Genomic DNA, 17823 nt, shown 5'->3' on the forward strand with positions numbered 1-17823 from the left:
CGAGTATGATAGGCGCAATTTTTTTCGAACTCCGGCTTGTCCTTATTCGCCATATTAACTTCGAACTAAGACTTTTATATTTTTAGGAACCGTTCTATGACCTTTACGTATCTAACTGAATTAGCCTTAAGAGCAGCTGTTCATACCACCAATAAAGAATTAAGTTCGGATCAAAATCACGCAGAAGCCATCAAAAAAACCGCTTTAGAACGCGCTCAGCAATTGGTGCAAAGCCATAGCACCTCATCTTCTATGGCTTCCCAATTCAGCGCTCAGTCCGAAGCAATTGCTTTAGCCGTTGTAGGGCTTGAACTCGCTTATCAAGCCGTTCATAAACAAGTTGAATTACTGAACAATCGTCGATTATCCTTTGATAAAGAACGCCAAGCTGGTATTGCAACCTTTCTTATCCCAAGTAATGTTGAAGAAGCCGCTTATACGCATGAAGAAGCAGCGATTAAAGCATTTAATACCTTAGCTTTTGCCTCGCCCTTATCACCTTACTTCGGAATTCATACAGCTCGTTTAGAAGAAGAGAAAAAAGCAGATTTTTATTCTGTTTTACCGTTTTATCGAATGAGCGAACAACTTGAACACCCTGTTGCTAGCACTCAGTCTACTGACAAAGAACGAAATGCAATTAACCTCTTCTTTCAGTCAGCATTACCCGATGCCATCTCCGACCTGGATATGGATTTTCAAACCGATACGAAGTTCATTGAATTTTTTGTATCTGCCTTTGAACAATCGAATTATTTAAATGACTTGCGTGCGCCGCGATACATCATGATGTGTTTGGCAAATTTACTATGGAATCTTCAGCATCCAGTCGACCCCACTTCGGGATTTCCACTCAGTCATGATCAGTCTGTTGAACTTTGTCGGCATGCAGAATTATTTTTAAATCATTTGTTAGATATGGATACGCGTCCCTTTTTACAGGACATCAGTAATGACACGAATCATCTAATCAGTTTTGTTCGCAAAGTTGAAGTCCATGTTAAGTCATTACGTATTGCGTATTCTGAAGAACAGTTACATGCACTCAATGTTGAAGATGTTACCAACTCAGCGCATCATGCGGTACGAATTATGGATAAGAGTGTCTTCAAATTAATTTATAGAATTGATAATCCCACTACAAAACGTAAGGAACCAAATGAACGGGCAGCGGCAGAGCTTGCAGATATTATTGGTTATTTAAATGAATTGTTGCAATTAAATCCGAGTTTACTTAAACAGTTTCAAAACTATGAGTATTTAATTCCAGAAGCTGCGCTGATGAATAAGCCGCCGATAACGGTCATTGATATATTGATTTTGTTTTGTCATTTACCTTATTTCAAGCGCGATGAATTGTACGAAAAATTAAAAGCCACTTCATGTGATAGTGCTTTGGAGCTGATGGAAACCTTAAAAAGATTCGATACCTTATTTGTTAAACCAATTAAAGAAATAAGCAAACGAGAGCTTCAAGTCACTGCATTTCATCACCAATATATCGAAGTTGCCGCAAGAACTGCAAAACGCCTGATCCCATTAGTTACGTTAGTCATTGAGGATTTTCGACTTGAAGTTGATACCCAATTTTCTGTCGAACAAGCGCGAAAACCAAGTAGCGCGATAAAGCTAATAGGCAAGCAGCAAGTGTTAGCCATTAATAAAATGGCAGAAGCTGGTGATGGATATTATCAATGGGTTATATCACCTTATATATCCTTGGCATCGACTGTAGATAAATTTGATTCACTTCCCAAACATCAATATCGTATCTCGAAGATGACTAGACTGTTGGATAGCATCCGTGAAATTGTAAGAAAGTATCGAGATTTTTTATTGCATGCTTCTTTTCAGCAGTTTTTAATTAAGTGCCTTAATCAAGTTCAACAAGAGTTTAAAATTCTAGGAGAACGTGTCCAAGCATTGGATACCTATTTAGCAGGAAATGAACACATTAGCCGAGGATTACAAGCTATTTTGCGCCCACTTACCCGAGACTTGAACACCAGTTTGCATGCTGTCAGGACAGCAGCATCAAGTTTCGAACAGGTGATTGCAGCTCCAGATTTCACTGAACATCAAAAAGAAGAACTTGCTCAGAAAATAGAAATAGTTAATCAGCAATATACCGATTTATTTACAGAACCCACTGGAATTGAATGGCCTTTTACCGAAGCTACTTCCAATCCATTACCTACCCATACTGACTCATCTGTCTCCCTATCATTTATTCCCGCAAAACAAGCGCTCGCTCTTAGGAAATTGGTCCAGCAGTGTTATGATGGCTTATCCTTTCAAAGTCGATTAGGACATAAAGGAGAATTGTTGAGAGATTTATTAACCTTAATTGATAATCAACCTAATTTTACCGAGGAACAACTCAAACACGTTATTCTGGAATTAGTACGTGTTACTGCAAGTTATCGTCCAACATGGTTTTTCCAAGCCGCTTATGGCCAGACTCGTTCAGCTCAAACTTTAATAGCCGCCATCAAAAATCCTGAAATTAATCGGCAACTGCCCTTGGCGTCCCTGTTATTTGGTAAAGATATTAATATTGCCACGTTAAGCAATGAGAAAATCATCCTACAGCTTAAAGGACTCCGAGAACAAAATCATTGGCAAGAATCGGCGAATCAAATTGAGGTGGTTAATGCGTTTTGAATAAGTTAAGCTAAAGAGATCCCTTAGGGGGTAGATTAATAGTGGGATCCCTTGACACTTATATTGAATATAAAAGGACTTTTTATGAAGAAATTAGTTTTAGCTTTACTGGTTATATTATTTGGTAATACCTGTTTTTCTGCTGAAGTGACTGCCACCGTTCACTCAACAGAAAAAGATAAAAAAGTTTTGGGGCAAGTGGTATTTAAAGATACTCCATACGGCTTACTGATTATCCCAAAGCTAAGCGGATTACCATCAGGACTTCATGGTTTTCACTTACATGAACACCCGGATTGCGGCGATCAAGGCCAAGCAGCTGGAGGGCATTTCGACCCAAAATCGACGAATACTCATCAAGGCCCTTATGGTGATGGGCATTTAGGAGACTTGCCGGTATTGTATGTTGAACAAGATGGCAATGCGAGCACGCCTACTTTGGCCCCACGGTTAAAAACCAGTGATTTGAACGAATTAGCCCTTATCATTCACGAAGGGGGTGACACCTATAGCGATACCCCCAAACTAGGCGGCGGTGGAGCACGAATTGCCTGTGGGGTGGTTAACGGCAAATCAGTGACCAAACAAAGCTCTAATTAACCTGAGTTCGAGTGAAAAGTCATTTATGACGTTTATGGCGCTAAACGAACGTTATCCCGTAAAAAAAATAAGCTTTTTTATACGGGATCCATTCAAAATAAGCCAGTTCGATATCAGCAAAAATTGGATTTTTCTGATATCGGACTAACGTTAATTAGTCTGCGAAGAAACCAAGGTATTGGAAATGATAGCAGCTAATAAGCAAACGCAGAGTAAGATCATACCATTGTTTATACCGCAAATGGGTCACGTAAGATTATGGTTGAATCACGTTCAGGTCCAGTAGACAACATATCGATAGGAACTTCCAATAATTCTTCCAGGCGCTTGATGTAAGCAAGTGCATTCGCAGGCAGTTGTGATTTAGAAGTTAAATCCGCAGTAGACTCGCTCCACCCCGGAAGTTCTTCATAAATCGGCTCCAAGCCTTCATAATCCTCCGCAGCTTGGGAGGGACGAGTAAGCGTTGTGCCGTTAGCATCTCGATAGGCAACAGCCACTTTAATGGTTTCCAAGCCATCCAACACATCCAGTTTGGTTAGGCAAAGTCCCGTGATACTATTTAATTCAATGGAACGACGTAATAAAACCGCATCGAACCAACCGCAGCGACGAGGACGCCCGGTTACAGCCCCGAATTCATTGCCTCGTTGTGCTAAGCGCTTACCGACTTCGTCAAATAACTCAGTTGGGAAAGGCCCCCCTCCTACTCGCGTGGTGTAGGCTTTCGTAATCCCTAAAATATAATCGAGATAGCGGGGGCCAAAACCTGCACCATTCACCACGCTTCCCACACAAGTGTTCGAGGAAGTCACAAAGGGGTATGTACCGTGATCGATATCAAGGTAAACTCCCTGCGCGCCTTCAAATAAAATAGAATCACCGGCACGCCGATGTTCGTGAAGCGACGTCGTAATATCCGTCACTAAATCCTTTAATTCATGAGCCCAGGTCTCGGCATCCAGAAGAATCGGATCAACCTCTACAGCAGGTTGCTCATAATAGTGGGTTAATAAAAAATTGTGGTACTGCAATAACTCCGTTAACTTCACAGAAAATTGCTCATGCTTTAGTAAATCGCCAATTTTTAGCGCGCGACGAGCAATTTTATCTTCATAAGCAGGGCCAATTCCTCGGCCGGTTGTTCCAATGGCCGCCTGCCCCTTCTTGCTTTCCCGAGCTTTATCAAGTGCGATATGGGAAGGCAAAATTAAAGGACATGCTTGGCTAATGCGCAAGCGATTACGTACATCAATTCCACGACTTTCCAATTCATTGATTTCTTCTAAGAGCGCAGCAGGTGAAACCACTACGCCATTACCAATATAACATCGCACATGTGGCCTTAATACACCAGAAGGGATCAATCGAAGAACTGTTTTCACGCCATTAATTTTTAATGTATGGCCGGCATTATGGCCACCTTGGTAGCGCACAACCACGGCCGTATCTTGGGTTAATAAATCAACGATTTTACCCTTGCCCTCATCACCCCACTGCGTGCCGACAACAACTACATTTTTACCCATGATATAAAACTCTTACTCTGCCAATTGATGAATAATAGTAAGCAAGATAACGCCTACCATCATGCTAAAAAAACCGGAAATTCGTAACATCCTATCGTCCTTGGTTAGGACTTTAATTAATAATTTCTTCCAAGTTGAAGGCGATGCAAACGGCATAATTCCCTCAAAGACCAGTACTAAGGCTAAGGCTGAAAGAAAATTAGTTAACACAAACGCCATCTCCAATAAAAAAGGGTTAAGACCGCTTAACCCTTAAAAACTTAATACAGACCCTAAAAAGAGGGGGTTATTATAATTAATTCCCCGCTGCAATTCCATTCCCTTTTGCTAAACCGTGCTTGAAGTAGTCAAAAAAAGCGCTGCTTTGATCAAGTACTAAAATATCTTGTTTACTATCAAAGCTATTTTCATACGCTTTCAAGCTGCGATAGAAGGTAAAAAAGTCTTTATTCTTCGCAAACGCCTGCTCATAGACGGTAGCGGCTTCGGCTTGACCTTTCGCTTTGATGGTTCGCCCTTCATTCAAGGCTTCAGCAAGAATAACCGTCACCTTGGCATCGGCATTGGCTTTTATTGCTTCAGCGGCCGCGTTTCCATCTGCTCGATGACGATTAGCAATTTTTTGCATATCCGCACGCATACGTTGGTAAATAGCATTACTAGTACTTGGAGGGAGCTCAATCCCTTTAATTCGAACATCAACAACGTATATTCCGAGCTGACTAGCTTGCTCTTCTGCTTTTTGTTGCAACACCTCCATGACATCATCGCGTCCAGAAACGAGATCAGGAATCGTTCGTTTGCCAAATTGAGCCCGCAAGGAAGTGTTTAATTGTTGCTCAAGCAATGTTTCGGCTTTAAGCTCATTCCCACCGGTTGCTTTGAAATAATGAGCCAGATCATTAATTCGCCATTTAACATAATAATCAACTAACACATCTTTCTTCTCTTTAGTCACAATTCGAGAAGATTTAATATCGAGCGTTTGAATCCGAGTATCAAAAATGCGAACTGTTTCAATAAATGGAATTTTGAAGTGTAAGCCAGGATCAAGGATTTTAACTTTATCCGACTGTTCAACGGTCACTAACTTACCAAGGCGCAATAAAATAGCATGGTGCCCTTGCGTAATGGTAAAGAGGCTCGTTAAAAGCAAAAGTAAAATTACAAAAGCCAAAATCCCTAAGAAAGTTTTCGTGGCATTCATTAGCTAATCCTCCCCGGGCGCTCTGTAGGACGAAGCAGTGGGCGTCCGTCATACATTGACTCACCAGCAGCTTGAGTGGCTATACCCTCATCCAAATCAGCTTTCGGTATAACGCTAGATTTTGTAGAGTTCGTCTGGTTAATAAGTTTTTCAAGCGGAAGATAAAGCAGGTTTCCTGATTTACCATCTACGATGATTTTACTGCTTTGACTTAAGACTTTTTGCATTGCATCTAAGTACATACGCTCCGCTGTTACATAAGGCGATTGCAAATAAACAGGTAAAAGCTTTAGAAACTCAGCCGTTTCACCTTTTGCATTCAATACGACTTGCTGAGCATAGGCCTGTGATTCAGCCAGAATTCGTTTTGCATTACCGTGTGCAATAGGTACAACGCGTGCTTCATAAGCGCGAGCTTGCTCAATGAAGCGCTTCTCATCTTCCTGAGCTTTGATTGCGTCATCAAAAGCATCTTGCACGCTTTCAGGTGCACGTGCAGGTTGTGGCGATACGTTCACCACCAAAATTCCAGTTTTGTAGCGAGCTAAAATCTGGATTAAACTCTCTTGGACCTTACTGCCCCAAACGTCTCGACCTTCGGTAATAATTTCATCTAAGGAAGTATGGCCTATTACTTGCCGCAAAGCGCTGGATGTGGCCTGTTGTAAACTTTCAATGGGATCAGCCACATTAAATAAAAACTCTTCTAAATCCCCGATGCGATATTGCACGACGACGGAAACCGAGACAAGATTTTCATCTTTTGTCAGCATGTTGGCTGAATAGGAATAATCCGATACTCGCTCCACATTGACAACAATTTTGGAGGAAATTAATCGGGGGATCCAATGTGGCCCAGGGCCTACCGTTTCAACGTATTTTCCAAACCGTAAGATGGCAGCTTGTTCAGCAGGATCTACAATAAAAATTCCTGATAACGCCCAGAGTATAAACGCGGCTAAAAAAATAATAGCAGCTAAAATCCCAGCACCACCTGCACCTGAGTCAGGACGCCCAGAGTCTGACTTTTGGGATCCTTTCATGAATGTTCGTTTCAATCGCTCCTGGAGTCGCTTTAACGCTTCATCTAAATCTGGCGGCTGGTCTTTCCCACTCCAGGGATCCTTATCCTTGTCTTTATCTTTATCCGGCTCATTCCACCCCATGCACTATTACTCCCGGCGTTACAAACGAAAACTAGAATTTTATGGGGTATATTCTCATTAAGCAAGTCAAAAGCTAATGTGAGATAAAAAATGCATATTGGATAGAATGCTCTTACCGTTTAAAGCTCCATTCCAGGCTAGGGGGCACTGGTAATCGCTATAGGTATACTTGGCTCGATATCCTTTACTTCTGCAGGAGAGATATTTGTATGGGGTATGACTGAAAACAATCCATAACGTGAACCCATTTGATTGAGATCAGGCTTTTCTAGGACAGCTCTTTTTAAATCCTTAAATCGTTTTTGGTATATAGGGGTATAAAGTCCCACGAGTTTAAGCAAACTTACAACCAGTTGTTTAAGCCAATTAAAACTGAATGCATTAAAACTATGATATCGAAGCATCGTGGTTGGAAAGTCAGAGCGTTCAACAATACTTTTAATCTTTTTAACCCGATCTTTGACTGATAATTTAAATTCAGGCTCTAGGTTTTGTTCGTTTTTCTGATTGCAAGCAATATCTTTTAATTCCAGTAACAATGCATTCTTCTCTCGAAGGGTCTTCTCATTTTCAAAAAGTGGTGTGAGCGATCGTTTAGTACTTCGCATCGCAGAATTGGCATGATCAATATAAATTCTAAATTGTTCGATTGCTGCTTTGATGTCACTTAGCTGCTTATAATCTTCATAATGTCTGCGCTCAAATCCCCTTATTTTTTCAGATAATAATTCGATTATATTGTTTCGAATGTCCAAATGGTCACGCGCTTCAATCGCTTGTTGAACGATTTCACTTTCATAGGATTTTAAGTAATGAAACAACTCACCCCGATATTCGACTTCGCTATGAATGAGCCCAAACTGTCTAGAGCTTAATAATAAAGACTGTTCATTAAATAGCTTTGTCGTATAATCAAAAATATATTTCCTATCTTGAATTTCTTTGCTCGCTTTTACTCTTTGTAAAAAAAGAATCTTTTCTTCAATTGTATCGATTGCCAGTTGATGAGACGCATTCAATCCATGATAATGGCTCGCACATACTTTAAGTATTTCTTCTGTAGAAGTCATTAAATTATCTTGAGCGCCACTTTCAGAAGTAGATAATGAAGTAAGCGACAATTCTTCTAGGCTAATAGGAAGCGTAACCTTCTCTCTGAGTGGAACAATAAAATGATTAAAATCAGTGGCCAACGCTTCGGCCAGATTTGAAATCGTCGCTGCTTTTGCATTGGGTTCATTCTTGGTTTCTTTAAATAACTGAACTTGCTTTGAAAAACGTTGCAAGACTGCTTCTTTTTCCCTCACGCATTCCAATTCAAACCCAATAGATGCTTTTTGAATCGATGCATCTTCGAGTTCAATATCTAAAGGAATCATACTTTGCACTAAAGCAAGATGCTGCTGGGTTGGCAACTCTAGGGATTCGATTAATCCAATGAAATACGCATCGAGCATATCGCGAAGGGGTTGAGAAATCGTACCAGGCAACAACGCAAATTTATCTTCCCAATGATCCGCTTCCAATAATAATTTTGGTATGAGTTCATTTCTAATGTGTTGAAGATTATCAACAACTGCATCATGGGTAGCGGTTGTTACGATTTCAAATTTCACACTCAAATCATTGAGAAGCTCATACATTCTTGGCGTTTCAAGAAATAATTTAAAATAACTGCCGGAGTGTTGAATAATTCGTTGTATATCCTGTGCGATTGTATAAGCATCCGCATGTGATTGCGTGATTTTGGCTTTTTCTAATCGTTGACCTTGTCTTGCTGATTTAATGTGCTCAGGCAATACCATCATCGCATTTAAAACATGAAGTATGGTCTGATTGACTTCTACTGTTGGTGGTAGGTCTAAAGATTGGACACTAGAAGAAGATGATCGACTTCGTTGTTCTCTGTAAGCGCCGCCTTCAGAAACGATTTGGATCTCTAGAGAACCCATGGCAGAAGCATAGCTTCCTGGTGAATCAGGCAATGACTCCAATTCAAACGCTTCAGGTTCTTCTTCATTAAGAGCAGGGATCCCTAGTAAATAGGGACGAAGCAAGGTCATCACATGACCCTGCATGTATTTAAGTTTTTCTAAAATATCCCCGGCCATTTGTACGGTATAGGGATCTACAAAGAGAGCATTGGTTAATAGAAGTAAGTTATAAACATGAACGCTTGCACGACCAATTTTCATCACATAAACGATTTGCGTGCTCTGATCGTGCAATGTTTCTAAATGGGTAAACAATTGTTCTAAATGATATGCTGAGTTAATCAAGCGTTTTAACATTAACACCTGACTGCTTTGTGAATATCCCCCTGTGCTTACTCCTAATTCAGGAAAAGGAACACCCTCAGGAGCAGGTTTTAATTCTCTTTGAACCGCATCATTAAAAATTCGCGTAAATTTTTCTAAGTTCGCTTTAAATTCTCTAAAGGCTTTAGAGTATTCAGTATGACCAATCACATAATGAGCTCGTTCATGCCGTTTAATCGCGATTAAAGGCTTAACATCTAATTCTCGAACGAAAACCTCTTTATGAATACGTGCAAGTTGCATTTGCTTTTCGCGTACTAAAGAGAGATGACGGGTGATTCCTTGAAAAAATTCAGATTGAACTTGAAAGAAATCTGATACTGTTACCGTTTTGCTCAAGTCATCTGCATGAGTAGATAAAGCACTCACCATTAATTTATCAAGAAGGAATCCATCTTGCCCAGCAGTAAACAAATGGAACCAGTAAGGCTGAAATACCGCAAATAAGTTTTGAAGTGTTTGTTTTTCTTGTTCAGGTAAGGTTTGAATGGTTTGGTCAGCAGGATATTGTCTAAAAATTCCAGAAAATGTTTCATAAGCACTCATTGCTCCGACTAATTTAGCTTGGTACATGCTGTAAAATCGGTATAACCTCCTTGTCTGTGTTGAGCTTAGTTGTTCTGGATTACTAAGTAATTTATGTCCACCTTGACCTTCGAATTCCAAAACAGGGTTTTCTTCAATGCCTAAAACCCGTGCCTCATCAATCAAATAAAATCGATCTTGTGTCTTACAAGGCGTAAGTTTTGATGAACGAGAGCTTGTCATAATTGACTGAATCAGTTCTTGATTTAAAGATAACTGGAAACGAATCGTATTTTGTTCTTTTTCTATTAAACTCAAAAGTTGAGATTCACTTCGAAGAATAAAGCTCACACTATCGTTATATTCAATGATCCAAGAAATTAAACGGCGAGGATCCATGAGATAGGTAGGATCACTGGTCAAACTGGCCACAAGGTCTACATCGACGAGATCCGTTTGATTTACATAGGGCTGAATAAGACGATAATTCTTGATGAGTTCTTGCTTTGCTGAGTGTGGTAAATCTTTAAGCCGCATGCCTTTAAATCTTGGCTGTTTTAAGAAAGTAAAAAAAGCATTTAATCCGCATTTAACTTCTTCAATGCGCAATAATTCCACTTTAATTTTACTGGTTCGCCTATGCGCTCGCTCCATTCGAATGGCATGGAATTTCTCATCATCCAAGGTTAACAGATCCGGCTGTCTTTTTGAAAAATCAACGTATTTATTGATGTAATGAACTAAAATATTGTAAAAATTTTGAAGATGTCTTTTTAAATGATTGGATAAAAAACCAGGCTTTAACATCATGGCTTCTTCAATCTTATCTGTAGCGGCTAGGAGTTCTCCGGATAAAAAATATTTTAACGTATTCATCTTGGCGCATATAGCTGACTGAGCTGTTTCATTTAAGTGATTGGCTTCTTCCAGAATGCTTAAAGCAAGGGTCACAACTTGACGGATGATCCGAATATAATTTAATAATTTCACAGAAAAGAAGAACGTTCCGTTCTGCAAATTCTCAATAGCATGTAATAACACCAGAGCATGATTGCGAAGTGCTTCAAGTTGATGGGGGTCAAGGTGAGAGGGTTCTCCAGCCGATGCCAGCTCAGAATACATTTGTATTTGAGTAGACCAATCACCTAAATATCGTGGAATTTCTGCTGTAAATTGGGTCAAAAATTGATAGTCAGCGCCTGCGCCTGGTTTTAACTGATCAATAAGCAATCCTGAATATAGACCGGTTGTATGCGCAACTTGCTTTTGATTATAGCTTTTAAGCTCGATATCTCCTCGCCGTGACGTGATCTCAAGTAGTTTAGAAAAACATAAGTTCAATTGCGAAACGGTTAACGGTTGATTGAGGTCATCTTTCAATTCTGTGGCATGAATTTCACCTGTAATGATCATCCCTTGCGGATGTATTACGCGGTAAATTACAAGATCGCCTTCGATTTTAACTTGCAATTGACCAGGTTCTATCGCGGCTGTTTCGGCCCATGGAGTCAAATGATACCCATAGGCAAATCCCATAGCGCGCTGGGTCTCGGTTCTAACAAATTGATCCAACACCTGAAACAAAGGAGAAAGTAATGACCACTCATGAGCAAATACACCTCGAAGATCAACATCAACATGCGTCATTAAATAGGTGGCGTGGTATACCTGCTCCATGGTATGGGTATACAGGGTATTCACATCGCCCGCTTGGTTAAACACATAAGAGAAAGAAAAATCTCCATCTAAAGCCAAGCCTTCGACATCTAAGAGCGCCATTTCAGTATGATAAAGCGCATTAAGAATTTTTTTTACTTGTGTTATTTGCGCAGGCTCTATATCAAAATCAGCAAAAGGAGCTAATTGAGCTTTGAGGCGATTAAGTTGGCAAGTTCGCTCATCAAAGGAAAGATCGGTACGCTGTAAGGCAAGATAGATAGGCCTTAAAGCCTCAAGCTCCCTGACTTGCCGCTCTATTGTAGGAAAGTAAGGTTTTAATGTTGGGCTAAAATAGTCCTGTTGTAACGCCGTTAATATTCTATAACGGATGTTATTTACTATTCGTGAGAACTTTTTATCTTTTAACGATTGTAAAAGAGAGAAACTATCGTACATGGGTTCACACAACTAATCTTCCTGAGAAAGCAAAATCATATTACAACTACAACAATAAGTCAATTTTTGAACAAACTGTTGGCGAAAATGAAATGTTTATCCGCTAGCATACCGCTCAAGGCCTCATTCCTGTAATTGGAGAATCTTGCTCTGCGGTTGTAGTAGGGTTTGTTACTCTGAGCCCTTGTGCAGTTTGTGGGTTTCTAAGGGAAACCGCACGAGCTAATTGACTAAAAGTCACATTGCTTAATGTTACACGGTTCAAGGAGGGCTGAGTCGTTGGGGTATCCGTTGTTGAGGTAGGCTGCACCATTATGAATCTCCAAATTAAAAAATCTATTAATTAAGACTTATCTCTTGATAAAAATTAAATCCCAAACGCCATGACCTAATCGTTGACCACGTTGTTCAAATTTTGTAAGCGGCCGTGATTCAGGTCTTGGTGAATAATTCCCATTTGAATCAGCATTTCTGAGGTGGGATTCAGACTCAAATACGCTTAACATGTGTTCAGCATAATCTTGCCAATCTGTTGCACAATGAATAAATCCTCCTGATTTTAACTTCTTAACCAGCAAAGAAATAAAATCAGATTGAATTAATCGACGCTTATGATGGCGTTTTTTAGGCCATGGATCTGGAAAAAAAATCTGTATTCCCTTTAGCGCATTATCTGGCAAATTATTATTCATTACTTCAACGGCATCAAAAGAAGCAATGCGAACATTGCCTAGCTCATGTTCATGCAAATCAGCTACTAAGCTCCCAACGCCCGCGCGATGCACTTCGATTCCAATAAAATTGGTTTGGGGTTGTGCTTTAGCCATAGCAAATAAAGAAGAACCCATGCCAAAGCCAATTTCGACGATCGTATCTGCTTCGCGGCCAAATAATTGATTAAGATCCCAAGGAATCGGATCAGCTGATAACTCATATTGCTGAGTCCATAAATCTAAAGCGTGTTGCTGTCGCTTACTGACACGGCCGGCTCGTAGAACATAGCTTTTGATTTTACGTTGCATAACTTTGCTCAAGATAAAAGCTGCTTATTATACGCTATTTGCGCATTTTTTGATACATATTTAAAAATCACATAAATTAAAAATGATGAAGCCGCCTGATTGTTATTTTCCCTCTTCCTCGATACTATCTAAAACTCAGTGTTCACAAAGGAATCAACGAATGAAAAAAATAATAATGGGTCTTATTTTAAGTTCAGCATGTCTATCCACCTATGCCGGAGTAAACTATCAATCCAGAGCAGAGTGTCTGAAAGCAATGGATGTCTACATTGCTGAAACCCAATCATTACCTGAGGAGCTTTCATTTGAGTATTGGGGATGGTTTCAAGGGTTTAAGCGAGTGAATAGCCATATGCGTGAAACCTGTTCTGATGGCGCTTGCACTCGATTAATCGATATGGGCGGTTGTGGTGCAGCTGAGAATCAAATTCTTTTTAATCTCATCAAGCCTCAGCTTGAAGAAGAGATAGCGCGCATGCAAGCAAAACAACCCAGCTTAAGCGATGTGAAAACCAAAGTGATTTGCCAGTATAAAGCCGGTACTACTCCAATAACCCAGGCAGGATGCAAATTGCAATGAATCATTGCCCAACTTAGATTTAACGCCGGGTTGACCAAACACGAAGTGAACGAGTCAGCCCGGTGTAAACTTAAAACGCCATACCAAAAACTGGCATAGTGTCAGCTTCTATATATGTTTGTATAAAAGACAACGTACTTTCATCCGCACATTGAATTGGACTTTGGCTTCGACTATCAGGAATTTCTGTTGAAGCACCCGCTGCAAGTAACCGTTTCATCCCCGGCTTATCTCGTTTAATGACGGCATGGTGCAAAGGCGTTTTGCCATCCTTATCCTGAAGATCTAAAAGAGCACCAGCGGAAATTAATAAATCAACACTGTCATGTTGAGCATAGTGAATTGCCCAATGCAAAGCCGAACGCTTATATTTTGAATCCACCGCATTGAGTTCTTCTTTTCTCATCGAGCGAATGAGTATCTTCAGTTCAAGCAAGCGTCCCCAGGATGCAGCACGTCTTAACGCCTGACCTTGATTAATTGCTTCTCCCTGTTTGCTCAATGAATAATGAGCAAAAGCCGCCTGTGCCTCTAACCGACTCGCTTTAGGTTTACCAATAAAACTTAATAGCCGAGGCGCTAATTTTCCGCTAGCGTTTTCAATAATTCGCTGATTGGCTTTAACCAACCCCCGACTTACATCAGGCATCTCTAATAATTCTCGTGTTCTAACGAGCTGAGAAGAATCTAAAGGTTTTGGTGCAAAGAGAAGCCTTGATAACTCAATAATAAAGTCAGATATCAAAGCACTTCGGGAAGGATCATCGCTGATTACCATGGATTTAACCGCTATCAGGTAGGATGCTACAAAAGCCTTGTTATTGGGTAGATCTTGATAATAGGTTAACTTTTGGTCATGCATAGCCTCTAATGTACTCATAGCACCTGTAGACAATACAAGCGTGGTCGAGTTGGCCATCATATGACGCATCAGATTATAATCTAATGACTCATAAAATTTAATATTAGGCATTGAAGTACGAGTGTCAGGAAAGCGCTGACTAGCCATTAAGGTAAAATTGACATTCATAAAATTTCCGACCAAAACATAATTGCCAGTCGGATTGGTTAGTGTTATATATTGAGCGATTAAAGCAGGATCTCTATCATCTACATCGGCGGCTAAATACATAAACCCGTAATTACTAGCAGGCAACTGAGCGTGTTGCACTACTGTTAATTCAGGTAAATCAGTCGCTTTGGTAATGAAAGGCAATCCTAGAGAATCAGGTGTTAATCCCGAACTATTTATCAAGACATCGCTTGAATGAAAAAACTCATATAAATTAGGCTGTTGCTGCCTAAAAGCGAGCTCATATCTCATCATTTGAAATAAATCTAAAGAAGACTCGCTATTCGCAGCACCTACGATTAAAAGTTTACTGTCGGGCGAAAGAACACGTTTTACAACATCCGCGGGTGCATATTTGCAGTGGTTCGCATCAATAAATGCAATCACATTATGGGTGACCGAATCAAAAAGTTCCATAGCACAAAGTCCCACATCAACGCCATCGATACTGACGCGATCATCCCCTTCCGATCGATAAAGGCTAGCAAAGCGAGGCATACCATCTAATGTACTGGTCAAAATAACATCAACATCCTGACCAGTTGTTTTAATTTCTCGCATCAGATCACGAGCGATATTACCGGCTAAAACAAAATCACCTCGTGCGGTTCTATTTTGACAATTTGCATAGACTAAAATCACATTTGGCATAAAAAATACTCATATAAAAAACTACTAAAAACTACGCGCGATTTTACACATAAAAGATTAAGAAAATATTAACAATGAGGGGTAATTAAAGACAAATGCGACAAATTTTTGGCATTTAATGGCGGTTCAATGTACAATTATATAACTCATTTTTTTGTCGTTTTTAGAGAAAAGTGTCAGATACATTGCATCTTGGACCAAATTTTGCTATAAAACGCAACCTGTAAATTATTTCCGTTCTTGAACGAGACAAACACGACATTTTGGAGCAAGCTATGTCAAGAGTATGCCAAGTCACTGGCAAGCGACCCATCACTGGAAACAACGTATCGCATGCCAACAACAAAACTAGAAGACGCTTTCTGCCTAACATCAAAACGCACCGCTTTTGGGTAGAAGAAGAAAATCGCTATGTTTCCTTGAAAGTAAGCACTAAAGGTATGCGAATTATTGATAAATTGGGTATTAAAAAAGTTCTCGACCAACTCCGTGAAAAAGGCGAGAAAGTATAATTTTGAAGGGGAAATACTGTGGCAGCCGTTACAACTAAAATCAAATTGGAATCCACTGCGGGAACCGGTTACTTCGTAACCACCACCAAAAATCCACGCAATCATCCTGAAAAGATGGAGCTGATGAAATACGATCCGGTCGTTCGTAAGCATGTACTCTTTAAAGAGAAAAAATTAAAATAACTGCGATTTATTAGCTTGTTTTAAACTAGGTCTAAGATTTATAAAGCTGAGCTGGTTTAAACAAGCTATATTCTTTACTTACCTTCCTATCTCACTCTCGCTTTTATAAATTTATTCAACCTTTTTAACTTATTGATTTTTATTGCAGCAATTTTATTCTTGCTTATTTTTTCTACCTTTTCTCTCCTTTGAAAACTGGATAAACGCTCTAAATTGATTAAACTGATAATAAGAGCTGTGACGTTTTAAAGGATCGTTATGAAACCATCATTACAGCTGAATGTATCCACTCAGCTTACGCTTACCCCGCAATTACAACAAGCTATCCGTCTGCTTCAATTATCATCCATCGATTTACGTCAGGAAATTCTACAAGTACTGGAATCAAATCCTTTGCTGGAAGCCAGTATCGATGAAGCATACAAGACTTCTCTAGAAGAAGAGCTACTGGATAGAGAAGATGAGTTTAGCGATGTTCAATGGTCTACTTTATATACGACTTCAAGTACCAGTAATTCACGTTTTAATGAAAGTGAATACATTTTTGAAAATCTTCATTGCACCAAAGAGAGCTTACAAGAGCATCTATTATGGCAAATTGATTTAACCCCCATGAGTGATATCGATCGAGCCATTGCAACCACGCTGGTTGATGCCATTGATGACAGTGGATTTTTAACGTTAGAACTCCAAGACATTCATAAAAGTTTGAATTCAAAAGAGCTACCCATCGATATCAAAGAAATTGAAGCCGTATTGCATTTGATTCAGCACCTTGATCCAGTCGGATGCGGTGCACAAAATCTAGCGGAGACCTTAATTATACAACTGAAGCACCTGCAAGAAAGCGTTCCCTACCGGGAGATAACAGAAAAAATAATAGATGAACACATAGAGCTATTAGGCCAGCATAATTATCAAAAAATAAAAAATATATATAAAATTGATGATACGATTTTGGAGCAAGTCCTAAATAACATCATGCATTTAAACCCAAGACCCGGTAGCCTAATTACTCAAACAGAGCCAGGTTATGTGATTCCAGATTTGATCGTCAAAAAGAACGGAAACCACTGGCAGGTTGCGCTAAACCCTGATACGCTGCCACAACTCAGCATTAATAATTCCTATGCATCCATGATTGAGCGAGCGAATAACAGCGTTGAAAATCAGTTTTTGAAAACCAATTTGCAAGAAGCACGCTGGCTTCTCAAGGGCATTCAAAGTCGACAAGACACGTTATTAAATGTTGCTCGGTTTATCGTAGAATTTCAAAACGACTTTTTTGAGTATGGTGATGAGGCCATGAAACCGTTAATTTTAAACGATGTGGCATCTGCATTAGATATGCATGAATCGACTATTTCTCGAGTCACGACTCAAAAATACATACATACTCCTCGAGGAGTATTTGAATTGAAGTTCTTTTTTTCAAGTCATGTGTCCACCAACAGTGGCGGAGAATGCTCCTCCACTGCAATCCGGGCATTCATTAAAAAATTAATTGCTGCAGAAAATCCACAGAAACCTTTAAGTGATAATAAGCTTGTCAAACTTATTGCGGAGCAGGGTATTAAAATTGCTCGCCGTACCGTGGCGAAATATCGTGAAGAATTAGGAATTCCACCTTCTTTCGAGCGCAAACAAATTCGTAGTTCGTATTAACTTCAGTAAAGGAG

Annotated in this window: 14 protein-coding genes; 6 read left to right on the plus strand and 8 right to left on the minus strand. The window is 39.8% G+C overall.

All coding sequences use genetic code 11. The features are described from left to right. Positions 1 to 96 precede the first annotated feature (96 nt). Positions 97 to 2664, plus strand: coding sequence for a hypothetical protein (locus E1O41_RS07900; RefSeq protein WP_131776771.1), 2568 nt, complete (start codon positions 97 to 99; stop codon positions 2662 to 2664). An 84-nt stretch (positions 2665 to 2748) separates the two neighbouring features. After that, positions 2749 to 3264 carry a superoxide dismutase family protein gene (locus E1O41_RS07905; RefSeq protein ID WP_131776772.1) on the plus strand — a complete coding sequence of 172 codons (516 nt, stop codon included), beginning with the start codon at positions 2749 to 2751 and terminating at the stop codon, positions 3262 to 3264. Between the two features lie 230 nt (positions 3265 to 3494). Here E1O41_RS07905 and E1O41_RS07910 read toward each other — a convergent pair whose 3' ends face one another. From E1O41_RS07910 to trmB, 7 genes are all read right to left on the minus strand, one after another. After that, positions 3495 to 4793 (minus strand): adenylosuccinate synthase, encoded by a 1299-nt coding sequence (locus tag E1O41_RS07910; RefSeq protein WP_131776773.1) that lies wholly within the window; start codon positions 4791 to 4793, stop codon positions 3495 to 3497. Positions 4794 to 4805: 12 nt separating this feature from the next. Further along, a complete protein-coding gene (locus tag E1O41_RS07915; protein ID WP_207384512.1) occupies positions 4806 to 5003 on the minus strand; it encodes a DUF2065 domain-containing protein in 198 nt (65 codons plus the stop codon). Between the two features lie 85 nt (positions 5004 to 5088). Next, entirely contained in the window at positions 5089 to 6000 is a 912-nt protein-coding gene (hflC, locus tag E1O41_RS07920; RefSeq protein WP_131776775.1) for a protease modulator HflC, read from the minus strand. After that, positions 6000 to 7166: an FtsH protease activity modulator HflK gene (gene hflK / locus E1O41_RS07925; RefSeq protein WP_131776776.1), complete on the minus strand. Its 1167-nt coding sequence runs from the start codon at positions 7164 to 7166 to the stop codon at positions 6000 to 6002. Before hflK ends, hflC begins: the two co-directional genes overlap by 1 nt. Positions 7167 to 7303: 137 nt before the next feature. Then, positions 7304 to 12124, minus strand: coding sequence for a hypothetical protein (locus E1O41_RS07930; protein ID WP_165481149.1), 4821 nt, complete (start codon positions 12122 to 12124; stop codon positions 7304 to 7306). 115 nt (positions 12125 to 12239) lie between these two features. Then, complete coding sequence (locus E1O41_RS07935; RefSeq protein WP_131776778.1) at positions 12240 to 12437, minus strand: hypothetical protein; 198 nt, start codon at positions 12435 to 12437, stop codon at positions 12240 to 12242. 37 nt (positions 12438 to 12474) lie between these two features. Further along, positions 12475 to 13146 (minus strand): tRNA (guanosine(46)-N7)-methyltransferase TrmB, encoded by a 672-nt coding sequence (gene trmB, locus E1O41_RS07940; protein ID WP_131776779.1) that lies wholly within the window; start codon positions 13144 to 13146, stop codon positions 12475 to 12477. A 160-nt stretch (positions 13147 to 13306) separates the two neighbouring features. Between trmB and E1O41_RS07945 the strand changes: the two genes are divergently transcribed. After that, a complete protein-coding gene (locus E1O41_RS07945) occupies positions 13307 to 13726 on the plus strand; it encodes a hypothetical protein (protein WP_131776780.1) in 420 nt (139 codons plus the stop codon). A gap of 70 nt (positions 13727 to 13796) precedes the next feature. On the opposite strand, the gene ankY is transcribed toward E1O41_RS07945, so the two are convergent. After that, positions 13797 to 15449, minus strand: a complete 1653-nt coding sequence (ankY, locus tag E1O41_RS07950) for a Dot/Icm T4SS effector AnkY/LegA9 (protein WP_131776781.1) — start codon at positions 15447 to 15449, stop codon at positions 13797 to 13799. Positions 15450 to 15724: 275 nt separating this feature from the next. Here ankY and rpmB point away from each other — a divergent pair, with 275 nt between their 5' ends. From rpmB to E1O41_RS07965, 3 genes are all read left to right on the plus strand, one after another. Next, complete coding sequence (gene rpmB, locus E1O41_RS07955) at positions 15725 to 15961, plus strand: 50S ribosomal protein L28 (RefSeq protein WP_131776782.1); 237 nt, start codon at positions 15725 to 15727, stop codon at positions 15959 to 15961. A gap of 18 nt (positions 15962 to 15979) precedes the next feature. After that, positions 15980 to 16144 (plus strand): 50S ribosomal protein L33, encoded by a 165-nt coding sequence (rpmG, locus tag E1O41_RS07960; RefSeq protein ID WP_131776783.1) that lies wholly within the window; start codon positions 15980 to 15982, stop codon positions 16142 to 16144. A 258-nt stretch (positions 16145 to 16402) separates the two neighbouring features. Next, positions 16403 to 17809: an RNA polymerase factor sigma-54 gene (locus tag E1O41_RS07965; RefSeq protein WP_131776784.1), complete on the plus strand. Its 1407-nt coding sequence runs from the start codon at positions 16403 to 16405 to the stop codon at positions 17807 to 17809. Positions 17810 to 17823: the final 14 nt, after the last annotated feature.

It is taken from the genome of Legionella impletisoli, from assembly GCF_900639875.1.
In the GTDB taxonomy this organism is placed as follows: Bacteria; Pseudomonadota; Gammaproteobacteria; order Legionellales; family Legionellaceae; genus Legionella_A; species Legionella_A impletisoli.